11 protein-coding genes and 1 pseudogene are annotated in these 14,019 nt (G+C 63.4%); all 12 read right to left on the reverse strand.

The features are described from left to right. Positions 1–21: 21 nt before the first annotated feature. Complete coding sequence (locus ABV408_RS10480) at positions 22–1,086, reverse strand: chemotaxis response regulator protein-glutamate methylesterase (RefSeq protein WP_353978919.1); 1,065 nt, start codon at positions 1,084–1,086, stop codon at positions 22–24. Beyond that, positions 1,083–1,979, reverse strand: coding sequence for a CheR family methyltransferase (locus ABV408_RS10485; protein ID WP_353978920.1), 897 nt, complete (start codon positions 1,977–1,979; stop codon positions 1,083–1,085). The genes ABV408_RS10480 and ABV408_RS10485 overlap by 4 nt, the downstream gene beginning before the upstream one ends. Before the next feature lie 14 nt (positions 1,980–1,993). After that, positions 1,994–4,165: a methyl-accepting chemotaxis protein gene (locus ABV408_RS10490; protein ID WP_353978921.1), complete on the reverse strand. Its 2,172-nt coding sequence runs from the start codon at positions 4,163–4,165 to the stop codon at positions 1,994–1,996. 127 nt (positions 4,166–4,292) lie between these two features. After that, positions 4,293–5,927, reverse strand: a complete 1,635-nt coding sequence (locus ABV408_RS10495) for a methyl-accepting chemotaxis protein (protein ID WP_353978922.1) — start codon at positions 5,925–5,927, stop codon at positions 4,293–4,295. Between the two features lie 349 nt (positions 5,928–6,276). Beyond that, the gene (gene cheW, locus ABV408_RS10500) at positions 6,277–6,777 is read right to left on the reverse strand and encodes a chemotaxis protein CheW (protein WP_035471726.1); all 501 of its coding nucleotides are present in this window, start codon (positions 6,775–6,777) and stop codon (positions 6,277–6,279) included. Then, on the reverse strand, positions 6,774–8,927 hold the full coding sequence (cheA, locus tag ABV408_RS10505) for a chemotaxis protein CheA (protein WP_353978923.1): 2,154 nt from the start codon (positions 8,925–8,927) through the stop codon (positions 6,774–6,776). Before cheA ends, cheW begins: the two co-directional genes overlap by 4 nt. 341 nt (positions 8,928–9,268) lie before the next feature. Then, positions 9,269–10,312 (reverse strand): flagellar motor protein MotB, encoded by a 1,044-nt coding sequence (gene motB, locus ABV408_RS10510; protein WP_353978924.1) that lies wholly within the window; start codon positions 10,310–10,312, stop codon positions 9,269–9,271. Next, positions 10,309–11,196: a flagellar motor stator protein MotA gene (gene motA / locus ABV408_RS10515; protein ID WP_353978925.1), complete on the reverse strand. Its 888-nt coding sequence runs from the start codon at positions 11,194–11,196 to the stop codon at positions 10,309–10,311. The genes motB and motA overlap by 4 nt, the downstream gene beginning before the upstream one ends. A 174-nt stretch (positions 11,197–11,370) precedes the next feature. Continuing rightward, the gene (gene flhC / locus ABV408_RS10520; RefSeq protein ID WP_353978926.1) at positions 11,371–11,964 is read right to left on the reverse strand and encodes a flagellar transcriptional regulator FlhC; all 594 of its coding nucleotides are present in this window, start codon (positions 11,962–11,964) and stop codon (positions 11,371–11,373) included. A gap of 3 nt (positions 11,965–11,967) precedes the next feature. Then, complete coding sequence (flhD, locus tag ABV408_RS10525; RefSeq protein WP_353978927.1) at positions 11,968–12,300, reverse strand: flagellar transcriptional regulator FlhD; 333 nt, start codon at positions 12,298–12,300, stop codon at positions 11,968–11,970. Positions 12,301–12,575: 275 nt separating this feature from the next. Next, positions 12,576–13,019 (reverse strand): EscU/YscU/HrcU family type III secretion system export apparatus switch protein, encoded by a 444-nt coding sequence (locus ABV408_RS10530; protein WP_353982229.1) that lies wholly within the window; start codon positions 13,017–13,019, stop codon positions 12,576–12,578. After that, positions 12,974–13,630 (reverse strand): annotated as a pseudogene (locus ABV408_RS10535) (hypothetical protein); the annotation flags it as partial. The gene ABV408_RS10530 and the pseudogene ABV408_RS10535, both read right to left, overlap by 46 nt. Positions 13,631–14,019: the final 389 nt, after the last annotated feature.

Here is a 14,019-nt window from a genome sequence, read left to right on the forward strand (position 1 = left end):
TCGGCAACCGCGCCGTCAGCTTTACACTCGCTGTGCGCGACCGGAAGCGTGCATCTGCTGTACCAGATGGCGCGCGATATCCGGCAGCGACACGATCTCTTCGGCGCCCCCCAGGGCTATCGCCTCTTTGGGCATGCCGAACACCACGCAGCTGGCCTCGTCCTGGGCCACGGTGTGCGACCCAGCCTGGCGCATCTTGAGCAGACCGGCAGCACCGTCCTTGCCCATGCCGGTGAGAATCACCCCGACCGCGTTACGGCCGGCGCAGCTGGCCGCCGAGTCGAACAGCACATCGACCGAGGGCCGATGGCGATTGACCGGCGCGGTGTCGTCCAGCGCGATCACGTAGTTGGCCCCGGAGCGTGCCAGGCGCATGTGCCAGTCGCCGGGCGCGATGTAGACGTGCCCGGGTAGCACACGCTCGCCTTGCTCGGCCTCCTTGACCGTGACCCGGCACAGGCGGTCGAGGCGCTCGGCGAACGAGCGCGTGAAACCGCTCGGCATGTGCTGGGTCACCAGAATCGCCGGGCTGTTGGCGGGCAGCGGCTCGAGCACCTGACGAATCGCCTCGGTACCGCCGGTGGAAGCGCCGATGATGATCAACTTCTCGCTCGACAGCATCGGCGCCTTGAGCGCCTCGCGGGGCACCGCCGGCGTCGCCGTCTCGGGCTGACGACGCGGCCGCGCCTGCGCCGCAGCGCGCACCTTGTCGGCGATCATGTCGGCATACTCGAGCATGCCTTCGCGAATGCCCACCTCGGGCTTGGCGACGAAATCGACCGCCCCCAGCTCCAGCGCCCGCAGGGTGATCTCGGAGCCGCGCTGGGTCAGCGAGGAGACCATCAGCACCGGCATGGGGCGCAGGCGCATCAGGCGTTCGAGGAAGTCGAGCCCATCCATTCGCGGCATCTCGACGTCCAGGGTCAGCACATCCGGGTTGTGGCGCTTGATCAGATCCCGCGCCACCAGCGGATCGGGCGCGGTGGCCACGACCTCCATATCCGGCTGCGACTCGATGATCTTGGTCATCAGATCGCGAATCAGCGCCGAGTCGTCGACGCACAGTACCTTGATCCGAGGTTTCATGCTGAGCGCCCTCCTCGCGCGGCGCCGGCGACGGCATTCGCCGCCAGGGTATAGATGGTCTGACCGCGCAGGCGGAACGTCTGATTCAGAAACGAAAAGTTCTCGGAGTGACCGGCGAACAGCAGACCATCCGGCTTCATCTGCGAGGCGAAGCGACGCAGGATCGCCGACTGGGTCTCCTTGTCGAAATAGATCATCACGTTACGACAGAAAATGATGTCGAAAGGTGCGTTCAGCGACCACTTGTCAGTGACCAGGTTGAGCGTGCGGAAATCGATCATCGATGCGAGTTCCGGCCGCACCCGCGCCTTGCCCGCACGCGCGCCGCTGCCACGCTGGAAGAAGCGCCGACAGCGCGCCTCACCCAGCTTTTCCACCGCCTCCAGCGGATAAATGCCCTGGCGCGCAGTATTGAGCGCTTCGGTGTCGATGTCGGTGGCCAGGATCTTGACCTGCGACGCCGCCGAACCCAGCGCTTCCTGCACGGTCATCGCCAGCGAGTAGGGTTCCTCGCCAGTCGAGGCGCCGGCACACCAGATCTTGATGCTGGGGCCGCGGCGCTTGATCTCCTCCGCCAGCACCGGGAAGTGGTGAGCCTCACGGAAGAAGGCAGTGAGATTGGTCGTCAGCGCGTTGGTGAACGCCTCCCACTCGTCGGAGTCCGGTCGAGCGTCGAGGTGCGCCAGGTAGTCGCCGAAGCGGGTCATGCCATGTAGCCTCAAGCGCTTGGCCAGACGGCTATAGACCATCTCGCGCTTGTTGTCGGCCATGACGATACCCGCGCGCCGGTAGATCAACGCCCGCACCCGCTCGAAGTCGCGCACGGTGAAATCGAGATCGCGAGAGAAGCTCGCCGGGGCATCGGCTGCTTCCGAATTGGCAGCAGCAAACATGGTCTGATCGTTTTTCAAAATGCCTCCCACTCCCCTGCATCGTTACCGCCGGCCGGGCGTGCCCGGGACTTGTCGCTCGATACCAACGCCGGGGCAGCACGTTTCGACGCTGCCTGGTTAGGCGCCAGGCGCGGCTCTCGGCCACCACCGGGCACCCGCTCTTTACCACTTCCGGCAAGCCGGAATACCGCAATGGAGCGTGCCAGGCTGTCGACGCTGGTGCGCAGCTCCACCGCGGACGCCGCGCTGGTTTGCACGCGCTGGGCGTTCTGCTGTGTCACCTCGTCCATCTGTGCCACCGCCTGACTGATCTGCTGAATTCCGCTGGTCTGCTCTTCGGAGGCGGCCGATATCTCGCTGATGATGTCATTGACTCGGGTCACCGCATCGACGACCTCTCCGATCGCGCCTTCGGCCTCGCGTACCAGATCCGCGCCGTGCCCGACTTCATTGTTCGAGCTGTCGATCAGGGTGCGAATCTCCTTGGCCGCGTCGGCGCTGCGGCTGGCCAGACTGCGCACTTCACCGGCCACCACCGCAAAGCCGCGCCCTTGCTCCCCGGCTCGCGCCGCCTCGACCGAGGCGTTGAGCGCCAGGATATTGGTCTGGAAGGCGATCGAGTCGATCAAGCCAACGATATCCCCGACCTTGCGCGAGCTATCGGTGATCCGCCCCATGGTGTCGACCACCTGCCCCATGACTTCGCCACTGCGTCTGACCGTGTCGGCCGCGCCCCCCGCCAGCTGGCTCGCCTGGCGCGCATTGTCAGCATTCTGCTTCACCGTCGCGGTCATCTGCTCCATGCTGCTCGCCGTCTCCGCCAGGGAGGCGGCCTGCTGCTCGGTACGCGTGGACAGATCCTCGTTGCCCTGGGCGATATCCTGGGTCGCCGGACGCACCACCGCCACATTGGCATCGACATCACCGACGATGGTTCCCAGGCTCTGGCGCATGCCATTGAGCGCGATGATCAACTGCCCCAGTTCATCCTTGCGCCGCTGGTTCAGCTCGGCGCCGAGGTTGCCGGAAGCGATCTGACGGGTGAAGTCGAGTGCCTCGCGCACGGGTCTGAGCGCAGCGCGGATCGTCGACGCACCGATGATCAACAGCACCAAGGCACCAGCTAACAGCAGACCGATCAACACCATCAGGGCCCGATGCTGAGCCGCTTCGGCGGTCGCGACCATCTCCTGAGCGCTGCTGCGCTTGGCTTTCACCAGCGCGTTGAGATCGGCGCTGCTCTTGTCGCTGTCCGCCTGCAGGACATCGTTGAAGGCAACGTAGGACTGGTAGAAATCGCCGCCCTCCAGCGCCTTCATCACCGCGCCCAGACCCTGCTCCCGATAGCGCTGCAGATCGGCAGCGAACGTCTCGGCCGCGGGAGTGTGATTCTCCGGGCGACCTTCATAGTAGGCCTGCCAGGTGGATTGCAATTCGCCGATCAAGGCATCGACTTGGGTTTTGACCGGTGCCAGATCGGCGGCCATGGGATTACTGACCGGTTTTGACACCAGGTCGCGCCCCTTCGACATCAACTGATCGATCTTCTGCAGACGCGCCAGATCGCCCATACCCTCCTCGGCGAGCGTATGCAAGCGCTCGCCGCTGGCATTGAGCGCATAGACCGCGACCCCTCCACTGGCCACCAGAATCAAGAGCGCAAACAACATCATCGCGATCAGACGACCCTTGAGCGAGCCCAGATTGAAACGTCCGAGGGCCGCCAACACACCACGCCGTTGCAGACGCCCCTGCTGCAGGCGGTAGCCGCGACCACGGCCGGCGAGCATGCGCGGATAGACCGCCTCGGCGAGCTTGCGCTCCTCGTCGCTGGGCTTGACGCGCACCGAGGTGTAACCAACCACTTCTCCGCCATCGATGATCGGCGTCACCGTCGACTGCACCCAGTAGAAACTGCCGTCCTTACAACGGTTCTTGATCACCCCGGTCCAGGCCTTGCCCTGCTTCAGGGTCTGCCACAGATCGGCGAAGGCTGCCGGCGGCATGTCGGGATGGCGCACGATGTTGTGCGGCTCCCCGAGCAGCTCCTCGTAGCCAAAACCGCTGACACTGACGAAGGCCGGATTGGCATAGGTGATCCGACTATCGAGATCGGTGCGCGAAATCAAATAGGCGTCGTCGTCCAGCGGGACTTCCCGGTCGATCACGGGTTGGTTGTTTCGCATGGCAGTTTCCCTGGTATTGTTTCGGGTACGGTAACGAGCTGATTACGCTTCCCGTACCCGCTTTATTAGTTGCTCTAGCTATCGGCGCACCGGGCCCGAACTTTAGTCTTGGCTACGGTGTCCTACCTCAGGCCGTGGCCGGCGCTGACGCCAGTCGAGCCCGCGCTGCGGGCTGCCGCCCGACCTGGAGATGGCTGTCAGGCGCATCGCTGGCCTGCACGCGATACTGCTCGAGCGCCGCTTCGAGGCGTTTGGCCTGCTCGACCAGGGACTGCGAGGCACTGGCGGTCTGCTGTACCAGGCTGGCGTTCTGACCGGTGACCTGATCGAGTTCGGAGATCGCCTGATTGACCTGTTCGATGCCACTACGCTGCTCGCGCGAGGCACTTGCGATCTCGTCCATCAGGCCGCTGACACTGGATACCGACGCCACGATCTCTTCCATCGCCGCACCGACCTTGCCGACCAGGTCGACCCCAGTCTCCACTTGTTCCCCGGCGGTACCGATCAGGCCGCGAATCTCGCGCGAGGCGTCGGCACTGCGGCTGGCCAGGTTACGTACTTCCTCGGCGACCACGGCAAAGCCGCGGCCCGCGGTACCCGCGCGCGCCGCCTCGACCGAGGCGTTGAGCGCCAGGATATTGGTCTGGAAAGCGATGTTGTCGATCATGTCGACGATCTCGGCCATGCGACGCGAACTCTCCTGGATCTTGGCCATGGTCGATTCGACATCATGCATCATGCTGCCGCCCTGCTGGGCCCGGTCGCGGGTCTGCGCCGCAGCCTGGGTCGCGGCATCGGCGTTGTCGGCGTTGTGACGCACGGTCTGGGTCAACTGCTCCATGCTCGAGGCGGTCTCGACGATCGCCGCCGACTGCTGGTCGGTACGCACCGCCAGATCCTGGTTACCGCTGGCGATCTGCCCTGCGCCCACGTTGACCCACTCGGCACTGGCGCGAACGTCGGCAAAGGTATCGTTGAGCCGTTGGCGCATGCCCTCGATGGCGTGCAGCAAGCTGCTGTCGTCGCCGGACTTGAGTGCCAGGGGCTGGGTGAAGTCTCCGTCGGCGATACGCTGGACGCGCTCCCGAGCGTGTCCCGGATCACCACCCAGACGCGACAGCACGTTACGAATGACCCAGGCCATGATCAGCGACAGCACGCCGCCGATGGCCAGGATCAGGCCGAGGTAGACCAGCAGGCCACGCATGATGATGGCGTCGATATCATCGACGTAGACCCCGGTGGCGATCTGCCAGTCCCACGCCGGGACGCGCATGACGTAGCTCAGCTTGTCGAACATCTTGTCGCCGCCGCTGCGCCGCGATACGTAGCGCACCAGGCCACCGCCCGGCTGCTGCCCCGCAGCGAGCATGTCGCGATAGAGATAGTTGCCGTTGGGGTCCTGGTAATCACGCATGCTACTGCCGGTATCGCGGCGCGGGTGATAGACGATATCGAGCTTGGAGTCGAAGACGAACAGATAGCCATCGGCGCCGAAACTGAGATGAGAGAGATCGGCAATGGCGCGCGCCTCGGCCTCCTGCTTGCTCAATTTGCCCTGCTGCGCCTGATCGACGTAGCTGTCGACCAGCTGCTTGGCACTGCCGATGAAGTACTCGAGACTCTGGGTTCGCTGCTCGAAAAGATTGGCGCGCATGGAATAGAGTGACCATCCAGCGACCATGATCAATCCGACCCACATCAGAATCAGGGTCGCCCACAGCTTGCGGCGCATGGTCCAATCACGAAGGTTCAACATGTCATTACATTCCTGAAGGTTGGATAGTGCCGCTAATCGATGCCTGCGTCGGCTATAACGTGAATCGCGTGACACCGCGCGGAATCGATAACTTTGGCTATATCGGCTAATACAGCGTTGTCTTAAACCTTCCATGGTCTGTCATCGACGTGGCCTGAATGGACCGCCACCTGAATCATCCCTGATTCGCCTCCCCCATGAGGCCCCCATCGCACCGCTGGATGCCTCGATCGGCCTGACTTGCCCACCGCCGCCACGTGTCGAGAGCGACGACGTCGAAAATCGGGGGCTCCAAACGCAAGACCGCAGCCGAGGCTGCGGTCTTGATCTACATCGCGCTAGCGATAGCTCAACCCTGGGTGGCGGTACGGTCGACCAGCTGCATCTCTTCGTGAGTCAACAACTTCTCGATGTCCACCAGCACCAGCATCCGATCATCGAGACTGCCGATACCGTTCAGGTAGTCGGAAGAGAGGGTGACTCCGAACTCGGGAGCCGGCTTGATCTGATCCGGCGTGAGGCTCATGACGTCGGAGACGCCGTCGACCACGATACCCACGATGCGATCGGCCACATTGACCACGATGACCACCGTCTGACCGCCATATTCGACGTTCTCGAGATGGAATTTCAGACGCAGATCGATGATCGGCACGATCACGCCACGCAGATTGGTCACGCCCTTGATGAACTCGGGCACGTTGGCGATACGGGTAACGTTCTCGTAGCCCCGGATCTCCTGGACCTTGAGGATATCGACCGCATACTCCTCGTCGCCCAGGGAGAAGACCAGATATTCGTTGCTGGCTGCCTCGCTGACGATGGCCGCCACACTCGCTTGTGCTGTCATGCTGGCTGTACCTCCACTGAATGATGGTGTTTCGCCTGATGGCGCTGCTGGGACTTGCGCCGATCGAGGCGATGCAAGTCGGCGATATCGAGAATCAAGGCGACGCTACCGTCACCCAGGATGGTCGCCGCGGAGATACCCGGCACCCGGCGATAGTTGGTTTCCAGGTTCTTCACCACGACCTGCTGCTGACCGATCAGGTCATCGACCAGCAATGCATAGCGACGTCCCTCGCCCTGCACGATCACGGCGATCGCCTCGGTCACCGTGGTCTTGGCACCTGGGATGTCGAGCGCATGGTGCAGCGTGATGATGGGCAGGTACTCGTCGCGCACTTTGAGCACCTGGTCATCACCGGCCATCGAGTAGATATCCTCGTCCAGCGGCTGCAGCGATTCGAGCACGGCGTTGAGCGGCAGCAGGAAGGTCTCCTCGCCGCAGCGGATCGACATGCCGTCGAGGATGGCGAGCGTCAGCGGCAGCACGATTCGCGTGTTGGTACCCTTGCCCGGCTGGCTCATGATCTCGACGTGGCCGCCCATTTCCTGGATGTTCCGCTTGACCACATCCATGCCCACGCCGCGTCCGGAGACGTCACTGACCTGCTCGGCGGTGGAGAAGCCCGGCGCGAAGATCATCTGCCAGACATCGTCGTCACTGATGTTATCCGGGATGGTCAGACCGTTGGCGCGGGCCTTGGCCAGGATCTTTTCGCGGCTGAGTCCGGCGCCGTCATCGATCACCTCGATCAGGATGTTGCCACCCTGATGCTGGGCCGAGAGCGTCAGTCGACCCGTGGGCGACTTGCCTGCGGCCTCGCGCTTGTCAGGCGACTCGAGGCCATGGTCGAGACTGTTGCGCACCAAGTGGGTGAGCGGATCGATGATGCGCTCGATCAGGCTCTTGTCGAGCTCGGTCGATTTCCCTTCGGTGACCAGCTCGACGTCCTTACCCAGCTTGTCGGCCAGATCGCGCACCAGTCGCGGGAAGCGGCTGAAGACGTAGTCCATCGGCATCATACGCACCGACATCACCGCCTCCTGCAGATCGCGCGCGTTACGCTGGAGCAGGTTCATGCCATTGACCAGCGGGCCGTGGGAGACGATATCCATGTCGCTAGCGGTCTGCTCGAGCATCGACTGAGTAATGATCAGCTCGCCGACCAGGTTGATGATCTGATCGACCTTGTCGACGGGCACCCGGATGGTGCCGGATTCGCCGCCCTTGGCCTTGGCCTTGGCCGCCGCCTTCGACTTGGGGCCACCGGCAGCGGGCGGCTTGGCGGCAGGCGCCGTCGCCGCACTCTCCTCGGGACCACCCGCGGCCGGCGCGCTGGCCTGGACGGACGCTGCAGACGCAGGCTCGGCGTCGTGGGCACTGGCGGCAGGCGCGCTGGCACTGGCCGAGGGAGCACTGACAGGCGCGGACACCTCGACCTGCAACTGCTCGGGCTCGATGATAAAGCAGAGCACCGCTTCGATATCGCTCTGGGACTCCGAGCTCTCGAGGCTCACCTGGAAGCGCGTCTCGTCGCCAGATTGGGCGCCGATGTCACCAAAGTGCTTGAGCTCCTCGACCAGCAGCTCGCGGTCCTTGGCACTCACCCCAAGCAACGTAATGGTGAGCTGACGCGCCCCAGAGGTCGCGGGTTCGCTGGCAGCAGAGGCTGCTGGCTGGGGCTCGGGCTCGGGCTCTGCGACAGGCGCCGGCGCGGCCGCCGGTGTTTCCGCCGCTGCAGTGGCGGAGACGGCGTTGCGCAGACCCAGCTCGTCCTGCGCGATCTGCTGGAGGATGCGACAGATGCGCTCGAAGGCCTCGGCGTCGGGTTCATTGCCGTTGCGGTAGGCATCCAGTTGATCGTGAAGCATATCTTTGGTTTCCAGGAACGTATCGACGATGTCGCGGCGCAGGGTCAATTCGCCACGCCGGGTATAGTCGAGTAGGTTCTCCAGGATGTGCGTCGTCTCCTGGAGAACCGTGAAACCGAACGTACCCGCGCCGCCCTTGATGGAGTGCGCGGCCCGGAAGATGGCGTTGAGATCCTCGACATCGGGATCATCCACGTCCAGCTCGAGCAGCAGGCGTTCCATGTCCGCCAGAAGCTCCTCGGCCTCTTCGAAGAACGTGTCGTAAAAATCACTTATGTCCATTATGAAGTACCCAAGCCATTGATAATGCTGGCACGATAGCGACCTCGGCGCGGCCTAACCGCTTGCACCAACGCCTGTTCATGGCAACCCCTGCGCTGAACAGCGTCGTTACTTGCCACTATCGGCAGCGCATGAGGATTGTTTAGGCATTGCCGTTAAATACCCTTATCGGCAGCCCGCCTGGCGGGCGAGAGGCTCAGCGCGGTGGATGTCTTCTGACATGGCGCACACCACGCGGTCGTGCGGCTGGCAGCGAGCGCAAGGGCGAGATACCCAGGACTCCTCGACCCCGTTCTGGCATGCCGCAAGCCAGATACGACCCGACGCGCGAGCGCTGACGTCTACTCGGACTGCGCGGCACCGGCAGCCATCGGAGCCGAGGCAGCCGGCGCTGCTGACGGAATCGGGCCGCCCGGCGTGGTCTCGTCAACTGCCGATGCCGGTATCGCGGGTACCGCGTCGCTGCCGGGCGACGTGGTTGACGGCGTCGGCATTGCCCCACCCTCTTCGGGCTGCCCTTGATCATCCAGCGGGTTCGGCAGCGCTGCTTCGTCGCGCTGCTCGATCGCCCTTGAGGCGCGATTGTCGAGTACGACGATGCTGATACGACGATTGACGGCATCGGTCGGGTCGGTACCCGGCAGCGTTACGCGAGAGCCCATGCCGGCGACGCGCAACAGCTTGTCGGGCGACAGTCCACCGGCGATCAATTCGCGCCGCGAGGCGTTGGCGCGGTCGGCGGAGAGCTCCCAGTTGCTATAGCCTTTTTCGCCACCGGCATAGGGCAGCGCATCGGTATGCCCGCTGATACTGATAAGGTTGGGCATCTCGTTGAGCACCGGTGCGATCTTGTGCAGGATCTTGACCATATAGGGCTCCAGTCGATCGCTGCCGAGCTCGAACATCGGCCGCTGATCGCTATCGACGATCTGCACGCGCAGCCCTTCAGGGGAGAAGTCCATGCGCAGCTGCGACTGCAGCTGGCGTAACTGGGGGTCATTGCGGATCACGCTGCTCAGGCGATCACGCAGGGCACGCAGCATGCGCTGCTCGTCGCTCGGGCGGGTCTGCTCACGGATATCGATCCGACGCACCTCGCCTTTGCTGGCAGTGGGATCGGCGCCACCGCCGGGAATGGCGCTGGTACTGGCGGTATTCTTGTCACCGCCGGTCAATGCCACCGCCAGCGGCGTGCGGAAGTATTCGGCGATACTTTCGAGCTCGTTTTCGCTGACGGTCGAGAGAATCCATAGCACCAGGAACAGCGCCATCAGCGCGGTCATGAAGTCGGCGTAAGCGATTTTCCATGAGCCACCGTGATGCCCGCCTTTCTGGACGCGTTTGCGCTTGACGATAATCGGCCGCCGATCGCCCCCCGCACTCATGAGTTATCCGTCCCGGTTCCTCGCAGGGTCTGGCCGCTCGAGCGCACATGCTCCTCGAGCTCACTGAACGACGGCCGCACCGCGGTGAACAGCGCCTTGCGGCCGAACTCCACCGCCAGCTGCGGAGCCAGACCGTTGAGACTGGCCATCAAGGTCACGCGAATGCACTGCAGCATCTTGGTCGCCTCACTCACCTGGAGATTGAGATGGTGAGCCACCGGGGTGACGAAGCCGTACGCCATGAGGATCCCGGCAAAGGTGCCCACCAGCGCCTGGGCAATCATCTGCCCCATCATCGCCGCACCCTGATCGGCGGCACCCAAGGCATGAACCACTCCCATGACCGCGGCCACGATACCGAAAGCAGGCAAACCATCACCAACCGCGGAGAGCGAATGCGCGGGCACCTCAGCCTCGTGCTGGAAGGTCTCGATCTCGTGCTCCATCAACGCATCGATCTCGAATGGATCCATGTTGCCGCTGACCATCAGGCGCAGATAATCGGTCAGGAACGCCATGATCATGGGATCGGAAAGAATCTTGGGGTAGTCCCCGAAAATCGCGCTTTCTTGGGGAGAATCGATGTCGCGCTCGATCGCCAACATCCCGTCGCGGCGCGCCTTGGTCAGCAGACGGTACTGGAGCGCCATCAGCTCCATGTACATCATCTTGTTGTAGCGCTTGGTCCGCTTGAGTTTGGAGAACGATCTCAGCGTTGCCTTGATCGCCTTGCCGTTATTGGCACAGATGAAGGCACCGACCGCAGCCCCCCCGATCATCACGAACTCCCAGGGCTGTATCAGCGCGCCCAGGTGGCCGCCGATCGCCGCGTAGCCTCCGAAGACGCTGCCGATGACAACGATGTAACCGATTAAAATCAACACGAGGCACGCTCCCGGCGACGATGCATGGCGAATCTGCCTTCTCTATCGGCAGACGCTGGGGTTCACTTGAGGGTGAGCGGCATAGAAAAGCGCATAACCCGGGCACACAGACACGCGACCCTGAAACGCAAAACGGACCCCCGAAGGGGTCCGTCCTGGGTCGCACTCCCCCGCTCAGCGCGAAGCGATGCGGCGCAGCGGCTGCACTTGCTCGTGATCGCCAGCCGGCTCTTCGCTGCCGGCACCCTGCTTGGCCTTGCGCGTCTTGCCAGCCCGCGACGGCGGCTGACAGATGCCACAGACGTAATCCCGCGTGGGGCTGTGGGCGTGGGCGACGAAGTCGCCGCCGCAGCTCTGGCAGCGCGAGAGCTGAAGCAGATCGCTCTCGAAGAAACGCACCAGGGTCCAGGCGCGGGTCAGCCCGAGCGTAGGCTCAGCCTGATCCAGCTGCACCTGCTCCAGGTAGAGCCGGTAGGCCTTGACGAAGGCGCTCATGCGCTCGCAGCCAAGCTCCTCGTGGAGACGGCGGTAGACGTTGTAGAACAGCGACGAGTGGATATTGGGCAGCCAGGTGACGAACCAGTCAGCCGAGAACGGCAGCATCCCCTTGGGCGGCGACATCCCCTTGACTTCCTTGTACAACTTGATGAGCCGACCACGGCTCAGTGCGGTCTCGGTCTCGAGCACCTGCAGCCGAGCGCCCAACTCGATCAGCTCGATGGCCAGTTGAACCTGCAGCATCTCCCCCACCAGGCTCTTGTCGCTCATGGCTCAGACCTCCTGGGATGATGGCAGCACGGCACGATTGGCCCCCGCCATCAGCAGCGCGGCATGGGTCTGACTGAGCCCCTGGGCACGCGGATTGTTGAGCAGCAGATCGAGCTGGCGCGCATCGGAGAAGCGCAGATGGCAAAGTAGCTGATTGGTGCGTGACAGCTGCGTCAACTGCTTGATCGATAGCCCGGCAATGGCGTCAGCCATCTCGGCATCGAGATTCAAGCGGAACATGGCGGTCTCGCGGTCTTCATTCAGAAGCCGCTGAACTAAAAGCAGATAAGACAGGTTGAGGTCTTGGATGTCTTCGAGATAGCCGTTCTTGTGCATGCCTGGGGTCCCTGCGTGTGGGTTTTTTGTTGGCGCCCGTGAGCCGGACGCTCCGTCTGTTTGTAAGTCAATCTCACTTACATCAGATCTTTTTGATGGATATAGTGTGCAACTTCCGGATGAAAAAAATCAACCTTTGTTACTAAATTTTTCTCGCCGTAACCGAATTTGTGGGGCAAACACCTTAATTCGAACCCAAGGTGACTGATTGTTCAGGGTATTTTGGGAAAGTTAACGCTCTAACGTTACAGAATGATGAGCCACACCCTCGCCGTTCACTCGCTGGCTACAGGGCCTGGTCGATGGGCGTCGACCGTCAGCGCGGTACCATCGACCTGGGCAATCCATACCAGCAGCTCTGCGACCACCTGGTAGAGCGACTCGGGAATGCGTTCGTCGAGGTCGACCTGCATCAACAGCGCTACCAGCTCGGGCGCATCGTGTACGAAGATGCCCGCGGCGCTGGCCGAGGCAATGATGCGTTCGGCCACATCGCCATACCCCTTGGCGACCACCCTCGGTGCATCGTGACGCTCGCCAGAGTAGGCCAGGGCTACGGCGCGCTTACGCGAATCGCTGTCGCTCATGCCAGCTTCTCCTCGGCCATGTCGAGATCGACGCGCAGCTGCCTTGCGTTGAGCTGCTCGCGCAGCGCCGGCAACGCCTCGACGATGCGTTGCTGCGCCTGCGCATCGCTTGCGCCAATGACGACGCGCCAGTGATCGGCGGTGACACTTTCCAGCTCGACCTCGATCTCGCCCAACCGCGGCAGCGTCAGACGAATCTCGCCACGCCACTGTCGCTGTGCCTGCTCACGTTCGCCTGAGCCCTCCGATTGCTCGTGCGATTCCCGATAGGGCATCTCCGTGAGCATGAAGAACATCGGCATGCCCGGCAGCAGTTGCCCCTCCCAGCGCAGCGTCGGCGACGCTACCAGCTCGAGCTGATGACGTACCAGCGACTGTAGATGCTCGGGCGGCTGATGCGACAGCTGATGCACCTGCCTTGGCGAGACCATATCGTCACCCGCCGTGACTTGCCCCCCCCCCAGCGGTGGCGGCGCAGCCGTCACAGCGGCAGCCGGCCGCGCTGCGACCTGAGTGCCATCCGCCCGATACGCTCCGGCAGGGACACTGGACGACGTCGCGGGCGTACCACTTCGCGGCACCGCGCTGGCTGCGGCAGCGGCGTTTCCGGCGTGCCTGTCACTGCGCGGGGCCGGACCAGAAGACGAGACACCTGGGCGCTCGAGCAGCAGTGAGCGCCACGCCGCCAGCAGCGGCGAAAAGGCAGCCTGGGGTTGAGGGCTGGGACGAAAGCTGAGCCCCATCCAGGCCTGTGGCTCCTGCCAAAGTTTGGCCAGCGGATAGTTGCCCTGCAGCCAACGCGACAGATGAGACTCATAGAACACCCCGCTGCCGCTGATACTGTTGGAGAGTGCGCTGGCCGCCGCCTCGGCGCTGGGGTTGCGCGCCGACAGCAGAGCCGCGGTGGCCGTGATGGCCGAGCTCTGCGCCACCGGATGGCGTGCCAGCAGTTGGGATATCTCCACGGCAGCGCGACTCAGGGAGGTCTGCGCGGAGGCCAAGGGCACCGGCCTCTCCGATGTGACAGGTGTCTGACGGCCCGTCGTCGAGCGCGCCAGATCGCCCTCGGCCGCGGTCAGCCTCGGCTGGCTCTGACCATGCAAGCGCGAATCGCTGCGGGCGGGCTGAATCG

The organism is Salinicola endophyticus, from assembly GCF_040536835.1.
Lineage (GTDB): Bacteria > Pseudomonadota > Gammaproteobacteria > Pseudomonadales > Halomonadaceae > Salinicola > Salinicola endophyticus_A.

What these genes read in the sequence shown, in the direction of transcription:
- ABV408_RS10495 (WP_353978922.1), bottom strand. Translation starts at nt 5,927, where the DNA reads ATGTTGAACCTTCGTGATTGGACCATGCGCCGCAAGCTGTGGGCGACC.
- flhD (WP_353978927.1), bottom strand. Translation starts at nt 12,300, where the DNA reads ATGCACAAGAACGGCTATCTCGAAGACATCCAAGACCTCAACCTGTCT.
- cheW (WP_035471726.1), bottom strand. Translation starts at nt 6,777, where the DNA reads ATGACAGCACAAGCGAGTGTGGCGGCCATCGTCAGCGAGGCAGCCAGC.
- cheA (WP_353978923.1), bottom strand. Translation starts at nt 8,927, where the DNA reads ATGGACATAAGTGATTTTTACGACACGTTCTTCGAAGAGGCCGAGGAG.
- motB (WP_353978924.1), bottom strand. Translation starts at nt 10,312, where the DNA reads ATGAGTGCGGGGGGCGATCGGCGGCCGATTATCGTCAAGCGCAAACGC.
- ABV408_RS10480 (WP_353978919.1), bottom strand. Translation starts at nt 1,086, where the DNA reads ATGAAACCTCGGATCAAGGTACTGTGCGTCGACGACTCGGCGCTGATT.
- ABV408_RS10490 (WP_353978921.1), bottom strand. Translation starts at nt 4,165, where the DNA reads ATGCGAAACAACCAACCCGTGATCGACCGGGAAGTCCCGCTGGACGAC.
- flhC (WP_353978926.1), bottom strand. Translation starts at nt 11,964, where the DNA reads ATGAGCGACAAGAGCCTGGTGGGGGAGATGCTGCAGGTTCAACTGGCC.
- ABV408_RS10485 (WP_353978920.1), bottom strand. Translation starts at nt 1,979, where the DNA reads ATGTTTGCTGCTGCCAATTCGGAAGCAGCCGATGCCCCGGCGAGCTTC.